The 25,928-nt window shown below is 55.0% G+C and carries 20 protein-coding genes; 14 read left to right on the top strand and 6 right to left on the bottom strand.

From position 1 onward, the window contains the following. Positions 1-112 precede the first annotated feature (112 nt). From ACAW75_RS25390 to ACAW75_RS25380, 3 genes are all read right to left on the bottom strand, one after another. Positions 113-1,615: a DUF1501 domain-containing protein gene (locus ACAW75_RS25390; RefSeq protein ID WP_370731596.1), complete on the bottom strand. Its 1,503-nt coding sequence runs from the start codon at positions 1,613-1,615 to the stop codon at positions 113-115. 221 nt (positions 1,616-1,836) lie between these two features. Further along, positions 1,837-2,205: an endonuclease domain-containing protein gene (locus ACAW75_RS25385; RefSeq protein WP_370731595.1), complete on the bottom strand. Its 369-nt coding sequence runs from the start codon at positions 2,203-2,205 to the stop codon at positions 1,837-1,839. A 142-nt stretch (positions 2,206-2,347) separates the two neighbouring features. Further along, positions 2,348-5,137: a DUF1553 domain-containing protein gene (locus tag ACAW75_RS25380; protein WP_370731594.1), complete on the bottom strand. Its 2,790-nt coding sequence runs from the start codon at positions 5,135-5,137 to the stop codon at positions 2,348-2,350. A 135-nt stretch (positions 5,138-5,272) separates the two neighbouring features. Here ACAW75_RS25380 and vapB point away from each other — a divergent pair, with 135 nt between their 5' ends. From vapB to ACAW75_RS25360, 4 genes are all read left to right on the top strand, one after another. Beyond that, the gene (gene vapB / locus ACAW75_RS25375; protein WP_370731593.1) at positions 5,273-5,506 is read left to right on the top strand and encodes a type II toxin-antitoxin system VapB family antitoxin; all 234 of its coding nucleotides are present in this window, start codon (positions 5,273-5,275) and stop codon (positions 5,504-5,506) included. A 112-nt stretch (positions 5,507-5,618) separates the two neighbouring features. Then, positions 5,619-5,825, top strand: a complete 207-nt coding sequence (locus tag ACAW75_RS25370; protein ID WP_370731592.1) for a PIN domain-containing protein — start codon at positions 5,619-5,621, stop codon at positions 5,823-5,825. Between the two features lie 90 nt (positions 5,826-5,915). Then, a complete protein-coding gene (locus ACAW75_RS25365) occupies positions 5,916-7,556 on the top strand; it encodes a M28 family peptidase (protein ID WP_370731591.1) in 1,641 nt (546 codons plus the stop codon). 171 nt (positions 7,557-7,727) lie between these two features. Then, positions 7,728-8,768, top strand: a complete 1,041-nt coding sequence (locus tag ACAW75_RS25360; RefSeq protein WP_370731590.1) for a T9SS type A sorting domain-containing protein — start codon at positions 7,728-7,730, stop codon at positions 8,766-8,768. A gap of 54 nt (positions 8,769-8,822) precedes the next feature. On the opposite strand, the gene ACAW75_RS25355 is transcribed toward ACAW75_RS25360, so the two are convergent. Next, entirely contained in the window at positions 8,823-10,451 is a 1,629-nt protein-coding gene (locus ACAW75_RS25355; RefSeq protein ID WP_370731589.1) for an amidohydrolase family protein, read from the bottom strand. A gap of 62 nt (positions 10,452-10,513) precedes the next feature. Between ACAW75_RS25355 and ACAW75_RS25350 the strand changes: the two genes are divergently transcribed. Beyond that, positions 10,514-11,497, top strand: a complete 984-nt coding sequence (locus tag ACAW75_RS25350) for a hypothetical protein (protein WP_370731588.1) — start codon at positions 10,514-10,516, stop codon at positions 11,495-11,497. A 10-nt stretch (positions 11,498-11,507) separates the two neighbouring features. Here ACAW75_RS25350 and ACAW75_RS25345 read toward each other — a convergent pair whose 3' ends face one another. After that, the gene (locus tag ACAW75_RS25345; RefSeq protein WP_370731587.1) at positions 11,508-12,686 is read right to left on the bottom strand and encodes a TolB family protein; all 1,179 of its coding nucleotides are present in this window, start codon (positions 12,684-12,686) and stop codon (positions 11,508-11,510) included. Between the two features lie 97 nt (positions 12,687-12,783). Continuing rightward, positions 12,784-14,097, bottom strand: a complete 1,314-nt coding sequence (locus ACAW75_RS25340; RefSeq protein ID WP_370731586.1) for an Nramp family divalent metal transporter — start codon at positions 14,095-14,097, stop codon at positions 12,784-12,786. Between the two features lie 217 nt (positions 14,098-14,314). Here ACAW75_RS25340 and ACAW75_RS25335 point away from each other — a divergent pair, with 217 nt between their 5' ends. The 9 genes from ACAW75_RS25335 (at position 14,315) to ACAW75_RS25295 (ending at position 25,841) form a co-directional block, all read left to right on the top strand. Then, positions 14,315-14,974 (top strand): metal-dependent transcriptional regulator, encoded by a 660-nt coding sequence (locus tag ACAW75_RS25335; protein ID WP_370731585.1) that lies wholly within the window; start codon positions 14,315-14,317, stop codon positions 14,972-14,974. Then, a complete protein-coding gene (locus tag ACAW75_RS25330; RefSeq protein WP_370731584.1) occupies positions 14,974-16,056 on the top strand; it encodes an LptF/LptG family permease in 1,083 nt (360 codons plus the stop codon). The genes ACAW75_RS25335 and ACAW75_RS25330 overlap by 1 nt, the downstream gene beginning before the upstream one ends. A 69-nt stretch (positions 16,057-16,125) precedes the next feature. Continuing rightward, a complete protein-coding gene (locus tag ACAW75_RS25325; protein WP_370731583.1) occupies positions 16,126-17,088 on the top strand; it encodes a DMT family transporter in 963 nt (320 codons plus the stop codon). 25 nt (positions 17,089-17,113) lie between these two features. Continuing rightward, complete coding sequence (locus ACAW75_RS25320; RefSeq protein ID WP_370731582.1) at positions 17,114-18,553, top strand: DUF6056 family protein; 1,440 nt, start codon at positions 17,114-17,116, stop codon at positions 18,551-18,553. Beyond that, on the top strand, positions 18,550-19,293 hold the full coding sequence (locus tag ACAW75_RS25315; RefSeq protein WP_370731581.1) for a dolichyl-phosphate beta-glucosyltransferase: 744 nt from the start codon (positions 18,550-18,552) through the stop codon (positions 19,291-19,293). Before ACAW75_RS25320 ends, ACAW75_RS25315 begins: the two co-directional genes overlap by 4 nt. 42 nt (positions 19,294-19,335) lie before the next feature. Continuing rightward, a complete protein-coding gene (locus ACAW75_RS25310) occupies positions 19,336-20,991 on the top strand; it encodes a hypothetical protein (protein WP_370731580.1) in 1,656 nt (551 codons plus the stop codon). A 100-nt stretch (positions 20,992-21,091) separates the two neighbouring features. Further along, on the top strand, positions 21,092-24,277 hold the full coding sequence (locus ACAW75_RS25305) for an efflux RND transporter permease subunit (RefSeq protein ID WP_370731579.1): 3,186 nt from the start codon (positions 21,092-21,094) through the stop codon (positions 24,275-24,277). 85 nt (positions 24,278-24,362) lie between these two features. Next, positions 24,363-24,656: a DUF952 domain-containing protein gene (locus ACAW75_RS25300; RefSeq protein ID WP_370731578.1), complete on the top strand. Its 294-nt coding sequence runs from the start codon at positions 24,363-24,365 to the stop codon at positions 24,654-24,656. A gap of 87 nt (positions 24,657-24,743) precedes the next feature. Beyond that, positions 24,744-25,841, top strand: a complete 1,098-nt coding sequence (locus tag ACAW75_RS25295; protein ID WP_370731577.1) for an efflux RND transporter periplasmic adaptor subunit — start codon at positions 24,744-24,746, stop codon at positions 25,839-25,841. Positions 25,842-25,928 lie beyond the last annotated feature (87 nt).

The following is a 25,928-nucleotide window of genomic DNA, read 5'->3' as shown; positions in this document are numbered from 1 at the left end:
CTTCGCAAGTGAGTTGCTTCGCGAGCTAGATGGCTGACGCCTAGCCCTTCGACTACGCGTCAGCCATCTAGCTCGCGAAGCAATGTGCCAACTGCCACTCAACCATCGCCAATCACGCCAAAACGCCCTTAACAACCTTCCCGGCCACATCCGTTAACCGGAATGGGCGACCCTGAAACTGGTAGGTTAGTTTGGTGTGATCGAAGCCCATCTGGTGCAGGATCGTGGCCTGCAGGTCATGAACGTGGACTTTGTCTTTTACGGCGTAATAGCCAATGGGGTCGGTTTCGCCGTAGGAAAGGCCGCGTTTTACGCCACCGCCCGCCATGAAGACCGTGAAAGCGTCGAGGTGGTGATCGCGGCCGTGGAAGGCCTGCGTCTGCCCGTCGCGGTTTTCCTGCATGGGTGTCCGGCCAAATTCGCCGCCCCAGACAATCAGCGTATCATCGAGCATACCGCGCTGTTTCAGGTCGTTGATCAACGCCGCCACTGCCTGATCTGACTGTTTACATTTCTCCTGTAACCCAACGTCCACCGACGTGTCTTTGCTGGTGCCGTGCGTATCCCACCCCCAGTCGAAGAGCTGAATAAAGCGCACGCCGCGTTCAGCCAGCCGACGGGCCAGCAGGCAGTTACGGGCAAACGACCCTTTGGTTGGGTCAACCCCATAGGCATCAAGAATGTACTTCGGTTCGCCGCTGATCGCCATGGCGTCGGGCACAGACGACTGCATCTTGAACGCCATTTCATACTGCGAAATCCGGGTCAGAATCTCCGGGTCTTGGGCTTCCTGGTATTCCTGTTCGTTAATCTGGTTAATGGCCTCGATGGTCTGCTTCCGAATATCGCGCGACATGCCGGCCGGGTCTGATACGTACAGTACGGGGTCACCGTCTGTTCGGCATTGCACGCCCTGGTATACCGTGGGCAGGAAACCACTCCCCCACACCGACTTCCCCGCATCCGGCTGTTTCCCGCCCGACGCCAGCACGATGAAACCGGGCAGGTTGTCGTTTTCGGAGCCCAGTCCGTAGGTCACCCACGAGCCAATGCTAGGCCGGCCCAGCCGCGCTGACCCGGTGTGCATGAGCAGTTGCGCCGGGGCGTGGTTGAACTGGTCGGTATGCATGGATTTGATGAACGTCAGCTCATCGGCCACGGTCTGCAAATGTGGCATGTAATCGCTGATCCACGCCCCTGACTGGCCATGCTGCCGGAAATTGGCCGTTGAGCCCAGCATTTTCGGAACGCCCCGGATGAAGGCGAACTTCTTGCCGGTCAATAATTCCTGCGGACAGTCTTTGCCGTTGTACTTCTGCAGTTCGGGCTTGTAATCGAACAGTTCGAGTTGACTCGGCGACCCGGCCATGTGGATGTAAATGACCCGTTTTGCTTTCGGCGCAAACTGCGACAGGCGCGGGTCCATCGATGTGGCGGTCAGCTCGGGACCTGTTGCTAAACTGGCCGCCTGATCGGTATTGGCAAAGGGATTACAGCCGCCCAGAAACTGCCCCAGCGCCATAGCGCCCAGCCCCGTTGAACAGGTTTGCAGAAAATGCCGCCGCGTTTCACGGCGAAGGGCGGCTTGCTGAAGTTCGTTGGCTAGTTTTTGCATGTGGTTGACCCCACCCCCCGGCCCCCTCCCCTGAAACCAGGGGAGGGGGTGACTGGATAGGTACGTTTAAGTTCTATTAGCTTGCTTTCTTACGCAAGCCTTGGTTTTTCTTTCGTTCCCTTCTTTTACCAACTACGTTAGGCCTCCAATTGCCTAAATACTGCCAAGGTCGTAGTCTTTACCCCCTCCCCTTGTTTTAAGGGGAGGGGCTAGGGGTGGGGTCATCGCCTCCAGCCGAAGTTCGCAGCTATCTCAGCGAGCACCCGCTCAATATCGGTCGCAACGTCATCATTCGTAAAGCGAATCGTCTTGATCATGAGCTGAGCCATTGTCACGTCGCGTTCTTCGTCATGCAGCCTAGCGGCATCGGAGCAATGTACGTTTCCATCTACTTCAACAGCCAACCGCTCGGCGGGGCAGTAAAAATCAAGGATATACATCCCCACGCTGTGTTGCCGCCGAAACTTCCGCCCCAACAACTGACTGGCACGAAGCCTTTCCCACAATAAAGCTTCGTGCTGAGTGGGCTCCTTTCGAAGACCCCGCCGCGCCTCCTCAACAAGCTTTCGGTTATGTAATAACTGACTCATAAAAAGCTATTTACTCATACGATTAGATCGATCAACTATAGCTAACCATTCCATTTTTACCCGTCAAAAAAATCGTCAGATTTCGCCAGTCCAGTCACCCCCTCCCCTGAAACCAGGGGAGGGGGCCGGGGGGTGGGGTCACTCACTCCTTCACAATCACCTCATCCAGATTCATCATCGTGTTCGCCACCACCATCAACGCCGCCCGAGTAGACAAGCCCTTCGGAAGAGGCAACGTACCTGAATTAACTCCAGCCTGCTGCCCTGCCAACGTACCTGCCTCGGCGGGGTGCTGTGCGTAGTAGGCTTCCGTGTCGTGGTACAGTTTCGTTAGAACAGCCTGCTTTCCGGGTGCCAGTTCATGAAGCGTCAGGCGGCGAAAACCAGCCTGAATTTGCCCGGAAGGCGAAGTGCCGCGCTGCAGCATGTACTCAGCCAGGCGCTGGGCAGCGTCGATATAAACCGGGTCGTTTAACGTGACCAGCGCCTGCAATGGGGTGTTGGTGCGCAACCGCCTGATCTGGCAAAACTCGCGGCTGGGGCTATCGAACGTGATCATCGACGGGTAGGGCGACGTGCGTTTCCAGTACGTATACAGGGCGCGGCGGTATTGCTCCCCATCTTTGGCATTCACCCAGGCCTCCCCGTTGTAGGGCGACTGCCAGATGCCATCGGGCTGCGGCGGCATCACACTCGGACCGTACATTTTGTTGTTGAGCAAGCCACTCACGGCCAATGCCTGATCACGTACCTGCTCGGCCGACAACCGTACCCGCGGACCACGAGCCAGATAGTGGTTGTAAGGGTCAGTGGCCAGCATGGCGGGCGTAGCGTTCGACTGTTGCCGGTACGTGCTCGACAACACGATCCGTTTCAGCAGTTTTTTCATGCTCCACTGATCGTCGTGCACAAACGTTACGGCCAGCCAGTCGAGCAGTTCGCGGTGGGTGGGCTGAATGCCCTGCGTGCCCATGTCTTCCACCGTTTCAACGATGCCGGTGCCGAACAGCTGTTCCCAGAACCGGTTGACGGCCACGCGGGCGGTCAGCGGATGGTCGGGGCGGGTCATCCAGTTGGCCAGGCCAAGGCGGTTGCGGGGCAGCGTCTGGTCGTCGGTATCCATCGGCGGCAACGTACCTGGCACGTCGGGCGTCACTTCGGCACCGGGCGAGAGCCAGCTTCCGCGTGTGAATACGTGTGTTTTGCGAGCCAGTTCGCCCGTTCCGTCCAGCATGATCGGCGTCTGGTCCGGGTTTTTGTTGAGCAGACCCAGCAGGCTGGTTTCGGCTTGCGGAACGAGTGGAGGCTGAAACGACACCCATTTCAGCATGACCCATTCGGCGGGTTTAGTCGGGCTGTTCAGGGATAGATAGACGGCGTGTTTCCCAGGTACGTTCGGCAGCGGAATGGCCTGCACCGAATCGCTCCAGGCACCGCCCGTGTTCGGGACCGGCACAGTAGTCAGCACCCGACCCGTTGGGCTATCGAGCCGGAAGGTCACCTGCGCGTCGGGGGCCGACGTACCCCAGGCCACATAAAGCCGGGTACGTCTCGTGAGGGTGGTGGGCTTGATCCGGGCCGAACCGTTGTGCTGCACACCGAAAAACTTGGCATCGAGCAGTGAGGCGTTGACATACTGGTCGAAATCGTGCGAATTGATCTTCGGCTCCATCGTCCGGGCCATCATCGTGACCCGACGAACCTCCGCATCCGCCTGCTTCGGGTCACGCACCGACCGACGAACAAACTGCGTCAACTGAACCAGTTGCAGCGAATCGGCTCCACTATAAAAGCGTAGCGTAGGCGTTTCGGTGGTGACGTCTTCGTCGCGGGCGTTGTTGAAAAACGCCATGTACTTGTAATAATCGTCGTGTCGGAAGGGGTCATACGGGTGGCTGTGGCATTGCACGCAGGCAAAGGTGGTGCCCTGAAACACGTCCCAGGTGGTGTTGACCCGATCAATGACCGCCGCCACCCGAAACTCTTCGTCCTGCGTACCGCCTTCATCGTTGTTCATCGTGTTCCGGTGAAAACCCGTGGCTACCAGTTGATCGTCGGTGGCGTTGGGCAACAGGTCGCCGGCTAGTTGTTCGGTCAGGAACTGATCGTAGGGTTTATCGGCGTTGAAGGCCTTGATCAGGTAATCGCGGTAGCGCCAGATTTTCCGGCCGGGGTCGCGTTCATAGCCTTTCGTGTCGGCATAACGCGCCAGATCGAGCCACATACCGGCCCATTTTTCGCCGAAAGCCGACGACGCCAGCATCCGATCGACCTGCTTGGCGTACGCTTCGGGCGATGGATCGGCCATAAACGCGGCGGCCTCCGCCTCGGTGGGCGGCAGGCCCGTCAGGTCGAGGCTTAGCCGACGCAGCAGGGTGGCTTTATCGGCGATGGGCGAAGCGGTCAGGCCTTTTTCGCGAAGCGTTGACAACACAAAATGATCGATGTCATTCGTCGCCCAGTCGGTTTCAGGGTGCGCCATCAGCCCCATCCGGCTCCAGATGGTGCCAATGCTGGGTACGTCTGGCAGCGACGGGGTCTGAAACGCCCAGTGATCGCCCCATTCGGCACCCTGATCGATCCATTTTTTAAGGAGGTCAATTTCTTCGGCTTTCAACGGGGGCGCATCCAGCGGCATGCGTTCGTCCGGGTCGGTCAGGCTGAGGCGGCGGATGAGTTCGCTCCCGTCGGCGTCGCCGGGAATGATGGCCGGATGCCCGGATTTGGCGGGCGCAAACGCTTCCTGCTTGAACAAGAGCGAAAAGTCGGACGCTTTTTTAACGCCGCCGTGGCAGGCAATGCAGTTTTTGTTGAGGATGGGCTTGATCTGCGTGTTGAAATCGACTTCATCACCCAAACGGCCCCACAGCGAGAACGACGACAGCATTACCACCGCCCCTACTCCACCGATCAGTAATCCGTTCGTTTTCATAGTACTACAAAGGCAATAGAGCTCTCTACATACCATTAACCCTATTATATTTCATCCCTAATCACAGGCCAGCCAACCATGGGTTTTCAGTGAGGCTGTTCCGGTTAGTATATTTGGTAAAAAACATGGGAGAAAATGTCAGTTTTAGAACAGATTGATAGCAAAGCCAGCCAGTTACCACCTGAATTACAGGCTGAAGTTCTAGACTTTATTGAGTTTTTAGAGGTCAAAAAGAGGAAGAACCAGCCTGTTAAGGACGTTTCGTTTCCTGAACTACCTAACAAGCGAGGCGCTGGGAAGGGCATCATTACGTTTATCGCTGACGATTTCAATGCGCCATTAGACGATCTCAACGACTACATGCACTGATGCGTTTACTCGTTGATACTCACACTCTTGTCTGGCATCTTGATGACGACCCCAGGTTGTCTACGGCCTGGAGCGTAATTCTTGAAGACGCTCGTTAGGAGAAGTATTTTAGTTGCGCTATCCGCTTGACCGGATCATTCCAGCCGATTTTAAGATCCTTCCTATTTCGCTGCCTCAGTTACTGGCCTATCAACAATTGCCATTGCACCACCGTGATCCGTTCGACCGCATTCTGATTGCGCAGGCCCAAACCGCAGGGTTGACCCTACGCACTCACGACCCTAATTCTCCGCTCTACAACGTGGCCTTGCTAAAATAAACCCAAAAAGTTGGCAGATACCATCCGCTGCCCGTCAATCGTTTATCTTTGGAAGTACAATACACGCGTTCATCACCTTACGTATTTCTTATGCAGTTACATCGTGCTGGTCGGCTGACCGGCCTTCTTATGCTGACCGGCCAGTTTGTGCTGGCTCAGGCCCCAACAGCTTCAGGCCCCACATCGGCTGCGGCGGTTACCTACGCGCAAACCGTTACGGCGGCTGACCTCGAAAAGAACCTGCGTATTCTGGCCGCCGACGATATGGAGGGGCGCGAAACAGGTACCCGTGGCCAGAAAAAAGCCGCCGCTTACATCGCCAGCCAATTCGCGGCTTACGGCCTGAAACCCGTTGTGAAACAGGCCGACGGCAAGATGGGCTTCCTGCAACCCTTCACGCTGTACAAAAAGACGTGGGGCGATGTTTATGCTAAAGCAGGGGGTAAGCAGTTCACGTACCTGAGCGACTTCCTGCTCAACGGCTTGTTCTCGCTGCCGACTGAAACCAACTACGAAACGGTCTTCGTGAACTACGGCATCGTCGATGACAAGTTCAACGACTACGAAAACCTCGATGTGAAAGGCAAAGCCGTTGTCATGCTCGACGGCGAACCCAAGAACGCAGAAGGCATTTCGGCCGTGAGCAACACGAAAGAAGGCTCGAAATGGGGCAAGGCGGATAGCTGGCGCGCCAAAGTGACAGCGGCTAAAGACAAGGGGGCCGCCCAGGTGTTCATTATATCGACAGCCGATGCAGATGGTTTCAAACAACTCCTGAAAGAGCGGGGTGCGTTACAACAGCGCTTCAACCGCCTGAGTCTGAAACCCGGCACTGAAAATACGGGCAGCGTAGGTACGTTCATGGTCTCGACCGACATGGGTGCGGCACTGCTGGGTCAGTCGCCCGACAAATTCCGCAAGGCACTGGACCAGATGGCCAAAACGGGTACGAGTACCATTGGCAAACTGGCCGGTAAAGTGGCGGTGAAAGGCGAACGTAAAGACGAGAACGTACAGACCGAAAACGTGGCGGGTTATCTGGAAGGCACCGACAAAAAAGACGAAGTGCTGGTGGTGTCGGGCCACTACGACCACATCGGCATCAGCCCTGACGGCCAGATCAACAACGGCGCCAACGACGATGGCTCGGGCACGGTATCGGTCATGGAGCTGGCCCAGGGATTTGCCAAAGCGAAAGCCGAGGGTAAAGGCCCACGCCGGTCAATCCTGTTCCTGACGGTAGTAGGTGAAGAAAAAGGGTTGTTGGGTTCGGAATACTACGCCGACTTCGGCCCTATTTTCCCGCTCGAAAACACCGTGGCCGACCTCAACATCGATATGGTGGGCCGGGTTGATGACCTGCACAAAGACAAGTCGCCCAAGGATAATTACATCTACGTGATCGGGTCAGACAAACTGTCGAGCGATTTGCACAAGATCAGCGAAGAGCAGAACAACGCCAACACGAAGATGGAGCTGGATTACAAATACAATGATCCGAACGACCCCGAGCGCATCTATTACCGGTCGGATCACTACAATTTCGCCAAGCACAAGATACCCATCATCTTCTACTTCAACGGCCTCCACGCCGACTACCACCGCCCAACGGATGATGTAGACAAGATCGATTTCAAGCTGGCCGAAAAAACGGCTCGGCTGGTCTTCTTCACCGCCTGGGAAATTGCCAATCGCGAAGAACGGTTAAAAGTAGATAGTAACAAGAAGTAGTTGATACTACTTACCAGAGAAGGGTCTATGGCACTGATGTAGCAGTGTTATAGACCCTTCTCTGTTTATAGATAAACCCGCCAGTAAACGCGAAATTGTACTATTTTCTTATACCTATTATACCAATAAAAGGAAAATATACTCATCTTTGCGCAACAAACCGTTCACGATATGAAGCTCATTTACAGTTTATTACTAGGTCTTACTACGTTTATGCGCGTTCAGGCGCAACAGGCAGAGATGTTTCAAACATATGCTATCGTTAGCGTAGATGGGAACGAGAGCTACAGAGCGGGTGGAATAAATGCGGCGGGCTCAAGTACTTTCAATAACTCGACTTACGGATCAGCCAATTCATTCATTACCCTTAAAGGTGGCCAAATAAAGACCTATAAAAATAACGGTGGCGACGTAACCGGGGCACGACTGTACTACCGCGTATATCCGACAGGAAGTCCAGCCGGAACATTTACGCTGGTGGGCTTGCCTTTCGGTTCTAATTTAAACGGAGGTGGGGATCAATTGTGGGAAAACACTGGTGCTAACATCAATCTGGCCTCCGGTTTACCATCAGGCAACTATACGGTTGAAGTATACTGGCAGATTACGACCAATCAGGGCGATCGATATGATTCGAACGGCGGAGCTAATTTTAGGGCCACTTTTACGGTGACCAGTACAACCCTTCCTGTCAACCTACTTTCGTTTTCTGCCAAAGCCAGCGGCCTGATGGCCAGCCTTGACTGGGCCACTGTCAGCGAATCAACTAATGCCTACTTCGACGTAGAGCGTAGCCACGATGCTCAGTCATTCACGCGGATTGGCCGGGTAACGGGTCAGGGCACGACAACGGCACGCCAGCAGTATAGCTTCACGGATGAGACACCCGTTTCTGGTGCCAACTACTACCGCCTGAAACAGATAGACACCGACGGCACATTCAACTACTCCCCTATCCGAGCGGTCGTCATTCGCGCCAATGGTGAACTGACCCTGTTGGGGAACCCCGTGAGTAACGAACTGATCCTGTCTGGCCTGATTGCCGGATCAACCGCCGAACTGCTGGATCTGACCGGTCAGATCCGCCATCAGCAAGCCGTCACCGCCGACCGGATGCAGGTCAATGTGCGTAATCTGCCTTCGGGAACGTACCTATTGCGTGTCGTTGAACCCACAGGTACGTTGACAAAACGCGTGTTGATCGCCAACTGATCGAGTGAACGCCCCGCTGGCGCGAGCACACGCTCGCGCCAGGCTACCTTAGGCTTATTTCTCCCCACTACCCTGCCTGGCGGGTTTTGCAGGAACGCCGGGCTGGCGGATGTCGAAGTTTTCTTTCTTTTTGGCCTCAGCTACGAGCTGCCGGACGTCGGCCAAAAGCTGTTTGGCATCGTACACTACGCCGTCTTTCACCGTGTAGGTCACGCCGCCAATGCGCTCTACTTCGTTTTTCTCGTTAAGGTGAATAGCGCCAGTTCCATACAGGGTTTTCAGATTGGCCAGCGGATTCTCTTTCATGATGGCAAAATCGGCGAGCTTCCCCACTTCCACCGAGCCGATCTGATCGGCCATACCCAGCGCTTCGGCCCCTTTGATCGTGGCCGATCGGATTACTTCGAGCGGATGGAAACCCGCTTCGCGCAGGAGTTCGAGCTCACGGATATAGGCAAAGCCATACAGCTGATAGATGAAGCCTGAATCGGAACCCGCCGTGACGCGACCGCCCCGGTTTTTGAATTCATTGATAAACTGCATCCAGAGCTGGTAGTTCTTTTTCCAGGCAACCTCCTGCTCGGTGCCCCAATCGTGCCAGTACGACCCGTGCGAGATGCGACTTGGGCCGTAGAACCGCCACAGGCTGGGCAGCGTGTAGTCGTCGTGCCATTCGGCGCGGCGGGCCAGCATCAGTTCGCGGTTGGCTTCGTAGATATTAAAGGTCGGGTCGAGCGTGAAATCCAGCCGGATCAGCGAGTCCAGCACGGCGTTCCAGCGAGGGGTACCCGGCTTGGCGGCCTGCTGCCACAGGTTACCCGCTTCCGTGAACCGGTCCTGCTCGTTGTTGTAATTGTAACTGGCGGGGTAATCCTGCACGGTGCGGTCGGCGAAGAGGGCTTCGGGCAGGCCATACCAGTGTTCCATCGATGTCAGGCCGGCTTTGGCGGTGGCCAGCACGTTCATCCGAGCCACTTCCAGCTGGGCATGGTGACAGGCTGATCGCAGGCCCAGCTTTTTGTTTTCCTCCAAAGCGGCGCGAAACACGTTTGGCTCGGCTCCGAAGAATTTGATGCCGTCGGCTCCCCGCTGTGCATTCAGACGTACCCAGGTACGTGCCTGTTCGGGCGTGGTGATCGCTTCTTTACTTCCCTGTCCGAAAACGGTGTAGGCCTTGATGCGCGGGGCAACGATCTCGTTGCGCTCGCTCCTGGCCCGGTGTTCCAGCACCCAATCCAGCCCATTGCCCGCCGACGGGTCGCGGATGGTAGTGATGCCGTGACCCATCCAGAGTTTAAATACATATTCAGACGGTGTGCCCTGGTCTTTACCGCCAATGTGGCCATGCATATCGATCAGACCGGGCATGAGGTACATCCCTTCGCAGTTCAGCTCCTGATCGCCCGCCGTTGCCTGTGGCCGCCGTTGCGGATCGATCGGTACGCCGGGATAACCCACCTGTTGAACCTGCGCAATGCGATTTTTCTCCACCACAATGTCCACCGGTCCCATTGGCGGTGCCCCCGTACTGTTGATGAGCGTGACGCCCCGAATGATCAGCCGGTTGTAGGGACCGCTGCCCTCTCCCTTCCTGCGTTGCGGTGCCTTTTCGATCTGAGCCGACAGCGGCTGGAGAAGCGCAAACGTCCCCAGAAAGAGTGCCAGTAAACGTAGTCTGTGCATAGTGATGTCCGTTTGTTGCAGAGACGCAATATCTTGCGTCTCTGCAACAAACTACTAAAATCATGTTCATTCAGCGCAACTTCCTGTATATCGTCATGGCGTTGGCCGTGGGTTTCGCTATTTTCATGGGCGCTACCGTCTACCAGAGAGGCCCCACCACGCCGCCAGCCCCGTCGCTGGCGTCAACGAAACCGTTTCGCGACTACTGGTTTGGCGGCAAAGCCGAGCTGAATACGTACCGCCTCGATCAGGCACAGTACGGTGCTTCGCGTACGGGTGAAGCCGTGCTGGTGTTTGTGACCGAAGATTTCCGGACGGATAAACAGGTGAAGTCGGAATCAGACGAGTCGCGCAGCCTGGCTATTCCGGTGCTGAAGACCAACTACATTCGTCGGTTCATAACGGGTGTGTATGATTACTCGCTGTTCACATCGGTCTTCACGCCAATTGACAATGGCAACGGCCAACCGCCCAAATTTCCGAACACCTTGAAAGTCACCACATCGGGGCAGGAATGGTGCGGGCAGAGCTATGTGCAGGTGAGTTACAAAAACAACGGGTACGCCGTGTGGGGCCGGTCGTATTTCGAGCAGGAAGTGGCCGAAGACTATACCGTTGGCAAGGCCCTGCTGGAAGATGAGCTCTGGAACCGCATCCGGCTCAATCCGGAAAAATTGCCCACAGGTGCTATTCACCTGATTCCCGGCACACAGGCCGCCCGGCTTCGACACAAACGGTTGGAATCGCTTGCTGCCACCGCCACCCTCGATTCAGTGCGGGGCATAAACTGGACACGTACCTACGTACCCGGCATTGCCATTGGCCCCTGCAAAGCGTACACGGTCGATTACCAAGAAGACGGGCGACAGCTGACGATCATTTTCGAGACCGCTTTTCCGCACCGGATTGCTGGCTGGGAGGACACGTACAAGACCAAAGACAAGGTGCTCACCTCACGGGCCATCCTCCAGAAAAGCCTCCAGTCCGACTACTGGAACCACAATACCCCTGCCGACAGCACCCTGCGGAAGGAATTGGGTTTGTAACATAGAATTCTTACGGCGTGAATACCCACAAAAACGAATCGCGTTCGGTCGGGGTTTTTGCGTCGCTGGCACGGTAGCCTGCCCAGAAGGTGCCGTCATTGAGCCAACCGTATTGGTTCACGAACCCTACGGGCCGCTTAGCGCCAGTCTCTTTGTTTCGAAGCCACAGGACATCCTGCCCAGACGCATTGTTCAGGTACAGAATCCATTTACCGTTTGGCGATGATTGGGCACCCGAGAGCGTACCGCTTTCATCGAATATGCCCGTTTTTGTCGAGGTAGTCGGATCATATTGCTTTACCGACGCTGCTCCTGCACTATTTGGTGTAGTCAACCAGATGTATTGGCTGTTGGGCGTCCAGCTTAGATCGTATACAGTGGCCTGCGTATCTAGTTGCTTTTGCGTATTGGTTCGCGCATCGAAATACCATAGCCCGGCGCGTTTGTAATCGGTAAAAACTACCTGCTGCCCGTCGGGCGCAATGGCGTAGTTCCACAGTTCCGCTTCGGCCGGTAACGGTACATCGGTATACGTTTTCGTGGCCAGGTCGTAGCTTACCAACGCCCGTTTGGCCGACCGGGTTATCTCAAAAAAAGCGCGCTGGTTGGTGTTGTTCCACCCTTTGAACAGAGGTTGGCTAGTTGTAGGGCTGGTATAGGCCGCCACTGGTTTTGTCCCCGCCGCATCGATCAATGAGGTGGTTAGAATACTCGATATGTTCGTATAGTCGGTTTTTTGCTGGATCACGGGTAACCCGGCCGGAGAAACGTAATACATCGCCAGCGGGTCGTAGGGCATGAGCTTTCTGGTTGGCGTCACCACATCGTTTACCAGCAGCACCGGCCTACTGTCGACACTGGTGCTGCCCAGCGTTCCCTTCACCTGAACGTAGTACGACATTCCCTGCTTTAAACTGGGTAACGCCACGCTTTTTTGGCTGGTGGTCGTCAGCAACTGATAACCACTTGTCTGGTTTTCCGATAGGTACACCTCCGCCTTATCGAAGGGCGTTTCAGTAGGTCCCGCCGTTGATTGAAATACAGAGCCCCGAAGTTGAACGGAGATTGGACTGGTGCTATAATCGACCCAGGCCGACATGGCAAACGTACTGGCCGGATCAGGATTGAGCTGGTTCTTACAGCCAATGCTTAACAGCCCTAGCAATGAGAGAAATAACGCCTTTTTCATACGTTCTGGTTGAGCTATACTGGAAAGACCCTAAAATACGCCAACCCGTTGGTATAGCCACCGATTTTCGGGAATCCGGTAGGCGCAGTGCCTATTTTTAACCCACCACGGTCTCAACCAAGAGGTAGGCATTCAAACAGATAATCAGGCCGGCCACACCCCAGGCGAGGTAACGTACCCAGGTTGGGTTGACAAAACGGCCCATCTTCAGGCGGTCGCTGGTGAATTGTACAAGCGGTACCACGGCAAAACTTAGTTGCAGCGACAGGATCACCTGGCTAAACACCAGTAATTCGGACGTACCCCGTTCGCCGTACAGGATCGCCACGACAAGGGCAGGAACGATAGCGATCAACCGGGTGATCAGGCGACGTACCCAGGGTTTCAGGCGAAGGTTCAGAAAGCCTTCCATCACGATCTGCCCGGCCAACGTACCGGTGAGCGTGCTGTTCTGCCCCGAGGCCAATAGCGCCACGGCAAATAGCATACTGGCCAGCTGAACACCCAATAGTGGGTCGAGCAGGCGGTGGGCATCGGTGATGTCGGCTACCTGTTGGTTACCGGAAAAGTGAAACGCGGCGGCGGCCAGGATCAGAATTGCTGCGTTGATGAAAAACGCGAGTAACAGCGATACAGATGAATCGATCGTCGCAAATTTGATTGCCTTGGCCTTACCCGTTTCAGTACGGGGGTAATCGCGGGTTTGTACAATACTGGAGTGCAGATACAGGTTGTGCGGCATCACCGTTGCGCCCAGAATACCAATGGCAATGTAGAGCATGCCGGGGTTGGTCACTACCTCGGCACGAGGTACCAATCCACCTAACAGCGCGTTCACGTCGGGTCGGGAAACGAGGAGTTCGTAGGCAAAACAGGCCAGGATCAGGAAGATCAGCCCGGCCACAATGATCTCGATCATCCGAAAGCCCTTATTCTGAAGCCAGAGCAGCAGCAACACGTCAATGGCGGTGACCACAATACCAACGGGCAGTGGCATACCAAAGAGCAGATTCAGGGCAATGGCCGACCCAATCACTTCGGCCAGATCAGTAGCGGCAATAGCAATTTCGGCCAGCATCCAAAGGCCGATTCCTACCGGGCGACTATAATGGTCACGACAGGCCTGCGCCAGATCACGCTCAGTGGCGATTCCCAGTTTCAGGGCTAGGTGTTGAAGCAGAATAGCAAACAGATTGGAGATCAGCACGACCGATAGGAGCCGATAACCAAATTGTGCGCCACCGGCAATGTCGGTAGCCCAGTTGCCGGGGTCCATATAGCCCACTGCCACCATCAGCCCAGGCCCTACATACGCTTTCAACGTCCGAAAAAAACCAGCCGATGTAGGTACGTGGATAGTTGAGTGCGCTTCCGGTAACGATTGAGTAAAGATTTCCTGCCGCCAGGCCATAAACTGAAGAGTTTACTGTTTTCCGTTTACAGTTGTCTGTTGCTCCGCCAACGTACCTGCCTGTGATGGTGCCGAGCACAGACGACTGTGAACGGAAAACAGCAAACTTGTTTTTTAGGTTCGTCTAAAAATTTATTATTACTAATCAAAAAACTACTTTTGCCTGTACATTGTTCACGTTACCTGTACCAACGGGAAAGAAATCACCACCGATTCTATGGCGACGACTTCGTTCACTGAAGAAAATTATCTGAAAACGATCTACGCCATAGCCAGTCGCCAGGAAGAAGAGGTAACGACCAATGCGCTGGCCGAAATGACCGCAACTCGTGCCGCTTCGGTCACGGATATGCTTAAACGACTGGCCGACAAAGGGTTAATTCATTACAAGCGCTATCAGGGTGTTCGCTTAACCGAAGAAGGTGAACGGCTGGCCTTAACCATTATTCGTCGCCATCGGCTCTGGGAGGTCTTTCTGGTCGAGAAGCTCGGCTTCGGCTGGGATCAGGTACACGAGATGGCCGAAGAACTGGAGCACGTCCGGTCTGATGAACTGGTAACCCGCCTCGATGCGTTTCTGAATCACCCGCAGTTCGACCCGCACGGCGACCCAATTCCGAACCCGGCGGGTCTGATGCCGGCTCTAACATACCGTAAATTAGCCGACCTCACTCCTACTGATGAAGCCTGCCTGATGGGTGTGCTCGATCATTCAACGGCTTTTTTGCAGCATCTCGATGCCTGCGGGCTGACTTTGGGCAGCGTTGTTAAAGTTTCTGAAATCAGTTCTTTTGATCGGTCGATGCAGGTGACTATTGCGCCCGATCAGGCGTTATTTGTTAGCTACGATGTGGCGAAGAACTTGTTAGTCTCCTAATGAAAAAGCTTGACTGGTACATTCTAAAACGATTTTTGCAGACCTACTTTTTTGTCGTGCTGCTGATCGTGCTGATTGTCTGCGTGGTTGATTACACCGAAAAAGTAGATGATTTCCGGAAACGGTCGGCGCCCGGTGCGGCGATCTTCTTCGATTATTACCTGAATTTCATTCCGCACTGGGCTAACATGATCAGCCCGCTGATGGTATTCATTGCCACGGTCTTCCTGACCTCGCAACTGGCTTCGCGCTCCGAAATCATTGCCATTCTGAGTAGCGGCGTCAGCTTCATCCGGCTGTTATATCCCTACGTGCTCGGTTCATTGATTCTGGCGGGCGTGAGCTACTACATGGTGAACTACCTGATTCCGAAGGCTAACAAAACCCGGATCGGCTTCGAGCTGAAATACACCAAAGACGCCTACACCTACACCGGCCGCAACGTGCACATGAAGCTGGCGCCGAACGTATATGCCTATCTGGAAAGCTATAACAACCTGAATAACACAGGCTACAAATTCACGCTGGAAGAAGTACAGGGCAATCAGCTACGGCAGAAACTATCGGCCGACCGCATTGAGTGGGATACGAAAAAAGGCAAGTGGATCATCTACGATTACCAGGTCAGGAAGTTCGACGAGCAGCAACACGAAAGCCTGGCGCCCTCAGTCACCCGCATGGACTCGACGCTGAACATGAAACCATCTGACTTCGACTCGGATTTCAGCCTGTTTGAAACGCTGACCAAGCCCGAACTCGAAAGCTACATTGCGCTTATCCAGAGCCGCGGGGCCGATGGTGTGCAAACGTACCTGCTCGAAAAATATACCCGCGCCACGCGCCCCTTCGCCATCGTGATCCTCACGGTCATCGGCGTCATTATGTCGGCGCGTAAAAGTCGGCGGGGTGTGGGTTGGCAAGTGGCGCTTGGGTTCATTCTGGCGTTCGTGTACATCCTCTTCTATATGCTGGCGAAAGGCGTTGCCGAGTCGGGCGCGATCAGCCCGGTGCTGGCCGTCTGGCTTCCCAACCTTATTTTCGCGGGCATTGGCGTCTTGCTGTATAACACGATACCCAGATAAGTGTCAGGTGTCAGGTGTCAAGTGCTTCGCTTATCCGCGGATCAGTTGATAAGCAGAGCTACTTGACACTTGAAACCTGCAACTCCGTTGACTCCCAATCCCTCCTTCCGCGATTATCTTCACCTGCACTTCATTGTGCTTATCTGGGGGTTCACAGCCATTCTGGGGCTGCTGCTGGAACCACTCGGCGCTCCTGCTCTGGTGGCTCTTCGTACTGGATTAGCTGCTCTGGGCTTGGTCGTTGTGTTACGGGTAAGACCCGATTTGGCGCTACAGGGCAACGTACCCGGCCGCCAAACTGGTGCGGTGGATGCGCCTGCGCACCAACAGGCAACTGATCAATGGGCTTTGCTGGCCACCGGCGGGTTGATTGCCGTTCACTGGTTTGCCTTTTTCTGGGCAGCCCGACTGGCCAATGCATCGGTTTGTCTGGCCGGCATGGCCACCAGTTCGCTCTGGGCATCGGCGCTGGAGCCGATCATCCTGAAACGGCGCGTAAAAGCCCTTGAGGTAGTTATGGGCGTAGTAGTCATGTCGGGCCTCTACCTGATTTTCCGATTTGAGTTCGATAAAGTAGCCGGGCTGGCCGTGGCTGTCTTTTCGGCCATGTTGGCAGCCCTGTTCACCATTATCAACAGCCGGTTTGCGCAACGGCATACTTCGCTGGTGATCGCCCGGCAGGAAATGATTGGCGCTTTCCTCACGTCGGTGGTGCTGTGTGGTGTCTATATCGCCGTGGTACACCCGCCTATGGCCGAGCTATTTCCACAGCGGGCGGGTCAGTGGCTGTGGCTTTTTATCCTGGCGTTCGTCTGCACCGTATACGCCTACACGGCGGGTGTAAGCCTATTACGCAAGTTTTCACCCTACATGGCTATTCTGACCGTAAATTTGGAGCCGGTCTACGGAATTCTGTTGGCGGTACTGATTTTCAATGACCGCGAACGCATGACCGCAGGCTTCTACCTCGGTACGCTCGTCATCCTGCTAGCCGTGCTGGCGTATCCGTTTCTAATCAAAAAGACTGAATAAGGTATCCTGTTCAGTATGTCACTCTATGACCCATCCGCTACTGGCCCGCCTGCTATCGTTATCTGCTTACGGATTCTTTGCCATAGCGTTTATGCCGATTTTAGCGCTTTCCTGGTTCAATCATCCCTCTGCTGCCGACGACTATTGCTTTGCTGATACAGCCATCCGGTATGGATTCTGGCAGGCCCAGCAGTACTATTACGATGGCTGGACAGGGCGTTACTTCTCCAATTTTCTGGTTCACGGTAGCCCGCTGGTATGGGGGTGGTATGGCGGTTATAAGTTCATTCCGGCCCTGATGGCAACGGCCTGGGTATGGGCCGCCTATCTGTTTATCGTTGACTTGTTGCGCTCCATCGTTCCGCCCGATTCCATTCGTCGGGTTAGTCTGACCATTGCAGGTACGTTGTTTGGCGCCTATATCCTGATACTTCCCAGCGTAGTGGAAGCTTTTGTCTGGATGGCCTCCATCACGGTCTATACGGTACCAACTGCGCTCATGCTCTACTGGGGAGCCGTACTTATTCGCTGGTATCGGCAATCGCCGGGTACGTTGCATAGGCTGACAGGCCTATGGGCCGCTGTATTGATCTTTATGATTGTCGGTTGCGGCGAAACCCATATGCTGCTGCTAATCAGTATACTGATAGCCATTTTCACGTACCGCCTCCTTGTTCAGCGGCAACTGGATAAACAGCTCCTCGGCCTGCTGGTTGTTGCGTTTGTTTCGAGCTGGCTGGTTTTCCGGGCACCGGGCAATGCCGTTCGCATGAGCGGCGGGGCCGCGGGTGGTGATCTGGCAGGAGGACTTTGGCTTTCCGTAAAATGGTTGGCCAGGAACATACCGGGTCAGTTCCTAAAAACGCCCATACTCCTGTTATCACCCATCTGGATGATGGTTGGCAGCCATTACCTGCACCAGACTGGCCGGTTAGCCTCTTTTTTGCGAATTCCTTTATGGTACAGTGTGCCGGTTGTTGCCGGTCTGTTACTGGCCACGGTACTTCCTTCCTTTTACGCCACGCAGACCCTGACCTTACGGGCCATCAACGTCACCTACGCCGTATTCCTGTTTGGCTGGTTTTTTGTGATCACCAGCCAGCTACCGCATTCGCGATTCAACGCCCGGGCCATACCCCCTTTTTGGCTGCTGGGTCTGGCGGGCCTTTGGGTGGTGATCTCGCTGGTGCTAAGCCAGCCCCTAAAGCAACTGTACAGCGACCTGCTGCGGGGAAAAGCGGCCACCTATGATCGCGAAATGGCCGCTCGGCATCAGTACCTTGTTCGTGCGAAGCCCGCCGACACGCTCCGGCTGGCTCCGCTGACCGTTTATCCCCCCAGTCTGTTTCTGGAAGACATACGAACCGATCCAACCCACTGGTGGAACCGCTGCCAGTCGGGCTATTACCACCACAAGACCATTATTGTCGACACTACGCTTCGCGCCCCTGCCCTGCCCTTATGACCACACCCGTTTGTATCATTATTCCCTGCTACAACGAAGCCGAACGCCTGCCGGTCGACGCGTTTGTAGCCTACCAGCAAACGCACCCCGACGTATCGTTCTGTTTTGTCAATGATGGTAGCCGCGACCAGACAGCCGATGTATTAGCCCGATTGCAGCAACGCTGCCCGGAGCAGTTCGATGTGCTGAATTTAGCGCAGAACCAGGGCAAGGCGGGTGCCGTTCGGGCAGGTATGCTCCATTCCGTTCAGCAAGGCCACGCTTATCTGGGCTACTTTGATGCTGATCTGGCTACACCGCTGGCCGCCATTGACGACCTGCGCCTGGTACTCGACAAACACCCTGACTGTGTGTTCGTTATGGGCTCACGCATCAAACACCTGGGCGTGAATATCAAGCGCGATGCTTTCCGGCATTACGTGGGTCGTATCATTGCCACGATCATCAGCCTGATTTTGAAACTCCCCGTCTACGATACACAATGCGGAGCCAAATTGCTTCGGCAATCGGTCATCAACAGCGTTTTCACGGAAGGCTTTATCAGTCCCTGGTTATTCGATGTAGAAATACTGGCCCGATTGATCGGTCATTTCGGGCGGCCTAATCTGCCCGGAAAACTGCTGGAAGAACCGCTACAGGAATGGATCGAGCAGGCCGATTCACGCCTTAGCTCTACCTACATATTTCGCATGTGGACCGAGCTGTACCGTATCTACCGCACTTACAGCCACTTGCGTTAATCGATCATGCCGTTTCCACTACGAACCTCGTTACCAACTGCGTTGACAACCCGTTCCCCGTGGCTGGCCTGGTCACTGATTGCCCTACCCATAGTGCTTTTCGCCAGCATTGCCCTCCGCTTCGTGGAAAACATTCCCTGGTACGACGACATCGAGATGTTCATCGTCTTTGTCCAGGATTATTACACCGTAGATACGCTACACGATAAGGTCTACTGGCTGCTGGAACCGAACAACGAGCACCGTATTCTTTTTGCCAAACTAACCGATCTGTTCACGTACAATACCACTGGCCACGTGAATTTTCGGGGCATGACGCTGATTGGTAATCTGTTTCTCTTTCTAAGCCTCGGTCTGTTATTTATTGTTTTCCGGTCTATGCGTCTGCCCGTCTGGGCGTTTGTGCCGGTACCGTTTATTTTACTGCACCCGCAGTACTTCATGACAATCAGCTGGAGTATCACCAGCCTGCAACATCCGGTGGTGCTCTTTCTCTCCTGCGCGGTCATGTATCTGCTGTCGCGAAGTGGTCGAAACCGGTTTATCGCTGCTTTACCCTTACAACTCTTTGCGTCGCTCTCCATGAGTAACGCCTTGTTCGGCTGGATCAGCGGCGGGCTGATCCTCTGGCGGCAAGGCCATTACCGCCGGTTACTTATCTGGGGCCTCACGGGTGTGATCACGATGGTGCTTTACGTACAGGGGTTCACCAACGCCCAGGGCCACGGCCAAAGCCTTGACTTTCTGATCCATCAGCCACATATGGTGGTTATTGGTTTCCTCTCGTTCATTGGCGGTTCGTTCGACTTGCTGCCCGTTCTGCCGTACCAGTGGCGAGGCATTCTACCCACTCTTGGCGGTTTGTTGCTGGTACTCATCGCCCTTGGGCTTATGAGTCAGATGAGCTGGCCATTTCGGCGCCGGCTGCTGCCAACCGGCAAGCCTGTGGTTCGCGACATGAACGACAACTTCTTTCTGGGGTGCTATGGCCTGCTGCTCATCAACGCGGTGGCGGTGGGGTTATTACGCATGCGGTACGGGTACGGGGTTATGCTGGTCAGCAACTATATGATCTATCCCGCCCTGCTGATAGGCCTGCTCTACCTGAACGGCCTGCAGGAGGTGCCCCAACGACAGCGATCGCTTTGGCAGCGGGCGGGCCTGATCGTTGGTTTGCTGATCTGGGGTACGGCTTATTTCTGGCATTTACCCGAAATGCTCTACCGCAACAAGTTTGTTCGCGCGGCCGCCTATAACCAGGAACATAACGGTATCGGATTGGGTGGTCAGGTAGGTACGTTCCTGGAAGGCTACATTAACAAAGCCCTCGATGGAGCCGTAAAACAGGGCTACTACGTGTTCCCAGATAGCCCAATTGCCAATTATTCAGTTAGCCCTGACCCATTGCCCGCTGTTGTTCGGCTTGCCAACGAGACCTACGTGATTGAAGCCGATGGGTTACCTGACCCTATGCACGAGGCCTATGCTGTGCTGCAATCGCCCACACGAACGTACCTGGCACCCGCCAAAACGCCGTATCGCCTGCCTACCTTCTGGCTTCGCCGCCCAACACGCACCCTGCAGGCCGAACTACGGGCCAGCGATTTACGGCCGGGTACTTACCGCGTTGGCTGGGCACGGGCTTCTTCTGCCGGACAGCGTATTCAGTTTTCCGATCAGGTTATTGTCTCCAAATAAGACAATCAATACAACAACCTATGATTGTACAAAAACAGGGGCAACCAATTTTGCCGGGCTTCTGTTGAAAATATATTGATTCCTCTCCTTCGTCTAGTTTATGTGGATTGTCCGGCTCGCCCTTGAGAAGAAGTATACTATTGCCGTAATGGCGCTGCTGATACTGATCATGGGATCGGTTGCCAGCCTCCAGATGCCCACCGACATTTTTCCCCGGATCAATATTCCTGTTGTCTCAGTGATCTGGGGCTATTCGGGCCTATCGACCAACGAGATGGAGAAGATGGTGACCAACTTCTCCGAAACATCGCTCATCAACAACGTATCGGATATTCAGCGGGTCGAATCGCAGACGTATAATGGTACGGCGGTCATCAAGTTATATTTTCAGCCTACGGTAAAAATCGAGGAGGCACTAGCCCAGGTGGCCGCTATTTCGCAGACAATCATTGTGCGTATGCCCCCCGGCACTCAGCCCCCACTTATTGTTCGCTACAACGCCACCGACGTACCTGTGCTGCAGCTTGGCCTCTCGTCTGACAGCCTCACCGAACCCCAGATCACCGACTACTCGGCCACTCGAATTCGCCCGCAGATGGCTACGGTGCAGGGAAGCCGGATGTCGCAGCCTTTCGGCGGACGTACCCGGCAGATCATGGTCGATCTGGAACCCGAACAACTCATTGCGCGGGGCATCACGCCCGAAGAGGTTACCAACGCTGTTTCGGCCCAGAACCTGACCCTGCCCAGTGGGGTGCTTCGCCTGGAGGAGCGCGAATACGCCGTTCGTCTGAACAGTAAACCAGACGTGATCTCGACCCTGAACGACATACCGGTGAAAGTGGTCAATGGCGTTACGGTGCACATGCGGGATGTAGCCAACGTGCATGACGGCTCGGCGGTGCAAACCAACGTAGTGAAACAGGATGGTAGCCGGGGAGTGTTGCTGAGCGTCGTGAAAACGGGTAATGCGTCGACCACCCGCGTTGTCGACGAGATCAAGAACCGCATTTTGCCCACCGTTCGGGCATCAGCTCCGGCGGGCTTACGGCTGGTCGCTCTCTTCGATCAGTCGATCTTTGTGCGGGCCTCGATTAAGGGCGTTGTGGTGGAAGGTATTATTGCGGCCCTGCTGACGGCAGCCATGATTTTGCTCTTCCTGGGTAGCTGGCGCAGTACATTGATCGTCGCTATCTCTATCCCGCTGTCGATCCTGGCATCGCTCACCACGCTTTACTTGCTGGGCGAAACGCTGAACATCATGACCCTTGGTGGTCTGGCACTGGCTATTGGTATTCTGGTCGATGACGCCACGGTGACCATCGAAAACATTCACCGGAACGAAGAATTAGGGCTTCCGCTCCGAGAAGCTATTCTGGAAGGCGCTGCCCAGATTGCCACCCCAACGCTGGTAGCTACCTTAACGATCTGTATCGTGTTCGTCTCGGTGCTGTTCCTCGAAGGGCCGGCTCGATTCCTGTTTGGTCCACTGGCCATGGCCGTTGTGTTCGCTATGCTGGCTTCCTACATTCTGTCGCGAACGCTGGTACCTATGCTCGCCGACCTGATGCTGCGGAGTGAACATAAACACGTAGAAGCCGGCGAGATTGGGCACGGCGCCGAGCCGAACCACCCGCGGCCTTCGCGCACCTTCTATGACCGGTTCAACGCGGGTTTCGACCGGTTTCAGAACGGTTACCTGGGCGCGCTGATCTGGTCGCTGAACCATCGAAAAACGGTGCTGGCCATTTTCGTAGTGACCGTTGGGCTCACGATCGCTATGGTTCCGTTTGTCGGGCGCGATTTCTTCCCGCGTGTTGATGCCGGTCAGATCAAACTGCATCTGCGGGCTCCGGCAGGCTCGCGCATGGAAGAAACCGAGCGCATCGCCGCAGAGACAGAAGCCATTATCCGGGAAGTAATTCCTGAACGGGATGTGGCCTCGGTTATCAGCAACATTGGCCTGACCTCAGAACGGTATAACTTCACCTTTACCGATAATGCGGCGGCGGGGGCAGGTGATGCCGAGCTGCTCATCTCGCTTGCCGAAGACCCCAGCCAGGCAACCGATGAATACATCCATGCGTTACGCAACCGGCTGCGCGAAGAGATGCCCGATGTTACGTACTTTTTCCTGGCAGCCGACATCGTAGGGCAAATCCTGAATTTTGGACTTACATCCCCTATCGACGTGCAAATCAGTGGTTTCGACCGGGGTAATAACCTGAAGATCGCCCGCGAGATGCGGCAGCGTATCGCGCAGATCCCTGGCGCTGTCGATGTACACATTCACCAGGTGCTCGATGCGCCCGAAATTTTCCTGGATGTCGACCGCGAGCGAGCCAATCAGTTTGGCCTGACCGAACAGCGCGTAGCCACTAACCTGAACATTTCGCTGAGCGGCACGGCGCAGGTACGTCCGAATTTCTGGCCCGATCCGGTAACGGGTTTTCCTTACCTGATTGCCGTACAAACGCCGCCCTATAAACTCGACAGCTACGACAAACTGCTGCGTACGCCGCTGGTGGCCAACCAGACCCTGACGCCGCAATTGCTGAGCAACGTAGCTACCATAAAACGTAGTACTACCCCGCAGATCATCAACCGGGTGAATACACAGCCAACCTACGATGTATACGCCGCCGTTGAACGCACAGATCTGGGTTCGGTTGCTACCGAGCTAGAAAAACTGGCGAAAGAGTACGAGCCGCAACTGAAGCCCGGTAATAAAATCCTGATTCGGGGCCAGGTCGAAAGTATGGAAAGCGCCTTTAGCCGCCTGGGTATCGGTATCGTGTTTGCCGCGGTGCTCGTATACCTGCTGATGGTGGTCAACTTCCAGTCGTTCCGCTACCCGTTCATTATCATAACGGCGCTGCCCGGAGCACTTTGTGGCATGATCTGGATGCTCTTTCTAACGCATACGACCTTCAGTATCCCTTCCCTGATGGGGGCGATTATGAGCGTTGGGGTGGCCACGGCCAACAGTATCCTGATGGTTAGTTTCGCGAAAGATCACCTGCCCGAAATTAAAAACAACGCCTATGAAGCGGCTCTGGAAGCCGGACGTACCCGACTGCGCCCCATTCTGATGACCGCCATTGCCATGATTATTGGTATGTTGCCCATGTCGCTGGGGCTAGGCGAAGGTGGCGAGCAAAACGCGCCGCTGGGCCGGGCCGTTATTGGCGGTCTGCTACTAGCTACGTTCACCACGCTGCTCTTTGTACCAACCGTTTTCAGCTATTTGGCCACTAAACCAAAGAGCGAAAGAGCGAAAGAGTGAAAGAATGGCTCTTCGAGGCAGCATTGGCGAAGCACCCTTTCACACATTCGCTCTTCCACTCTTTCACCCTTTCGTTCTTTCACTCATGATCTATCATATTGTAACGCAGGCAGATTGGGACCGGCAGGCCGACGAAGCGGACTATGAAGCCGCCAGTCTGCAGGCAGAAGGCTTCATTCATTTATCGACGAAAGACCAGGTGGCAGGCGTTTTGGAACGGTATTATCAGAACGTACCTGACTTACTGTTACTTCAGATCGACCCTAACAAGCTGACACACAACCTGCGCTACGAAGCTGCTACCAATAACGAACACTTTCCTCATCTATACGGCAAGCTGAATAAAGATGCAGTGGTGGCAGTAGAAGCGATTAACTAGTCTGTAACACCGGAGCTCCAGCTTCGGTAGTCAGCTCTACGTACAATATTACCTACCGAAGCTGGAGCTCCGGTGTTACTATTTTCTATGAAACGAATACTCTTTTTTCTGATTCCACTTGGACTGGTAGCTCTTTTCGTCTTTGTTGGCATACTGCCCCGGCTGAAAAACAAGCAGGAACTCCTGGCCGACGCCGACGCCGAACGTACCCGTGAGCTTATCGTCAACGCCGTATCGCTTCAGCAAGGCATGGACTCAACCGGATTGACCTTGCCGGGTCAGATCCGTCCTTTTTTGGAAACGCCCATCCGCGCCCGGTCGCAGGGGTTTGTGAAGAAACGGATGGCCGATATTGGCAATACTGTTCGGCAAGGGCAGCTTCTGGCTACGCTCGACGTACCCGAGATTGAGCAGGACCTGGCTCGTGCCCGTGCCGACCTCGATTTGGCCCAAACCAATCTGGCCCGCGTCACCAGCGTTACACTGGCCGGAGCCGTTTCGAGACAGGATATTGATAACCGGCGGTCGGCGGTAGCGGTGGCCGAAGCAAACCTGCGGCGGTTTCAGTCGGTGCGTGGTTTGCAGGAGATCAGAGCACCGTTCAGTGGGCTGATCACCACCCGTGATGTCGAAGTTGGCGACCTTATTTCACCTGCCAGTGTAAAGCCGATGTACACGCTCGTACAGACCGACAGGCTGCGTGTGTATGTTGATGTGCCCCAGACGTATTTCCAGCAAATAAAAGTGGGCATGCCCGCCACGGTGACGATTGCTGAGCTCAAAAACCGAACGTTGACCGGTACTGTAGCGCGGACTGGCGGATCGCTCAACAACGATACGCGAACGTTGCTGACCGAGGTGGTTATTCCGAATCCGGGCCGCAGCATTCCGTCTGGTTTATACGCCCAGGTGAAATTTGCTCCACGTGGAGCCGCCCAAGGCGCAGTTATGTTGCCAGCTAACGCCTTGAAAATCACCCCAAAAGGAGCGCAGGTTGTGGTCCTGGACGAGGCCATGAAGGTTCACTTTCTGCCGATTTCACTGGGTCGGGATTACGGTAACGTTATTGAAGTCACGTCGGGGTTAACCGGCACTGAGCGGGTGATTACCAATCCGAATGACCGCCTGAAAGAAGGCATGAAGGTTCGCCTACGGGAGCAGAAGGCAAAACCCGCGCAGGCGTAGAAAATAGTTTCAGGTTTCAGGCGGCGGCGCGGTTTCAGGTGCGCTGTTTACTCAACGTCTGGTCGGTAAGCAGCGCACCTGAAACCG

The organism is Fibrella arboris, from assembly GCF_041321095.1.
In the GTDB taxonomy this organism is placed as follows: domain Bacteria; phylum Bacteroidota; class Bacteroidia; order Cytophagales; family Spirosomataceae; genus Fibrella; species Fibrella arboris.
The sequence above is the reverse complement of the archived record's forward strand: the minus strand, read 5'-3'. Positions and strand labels throughout refer to the sequence as shown.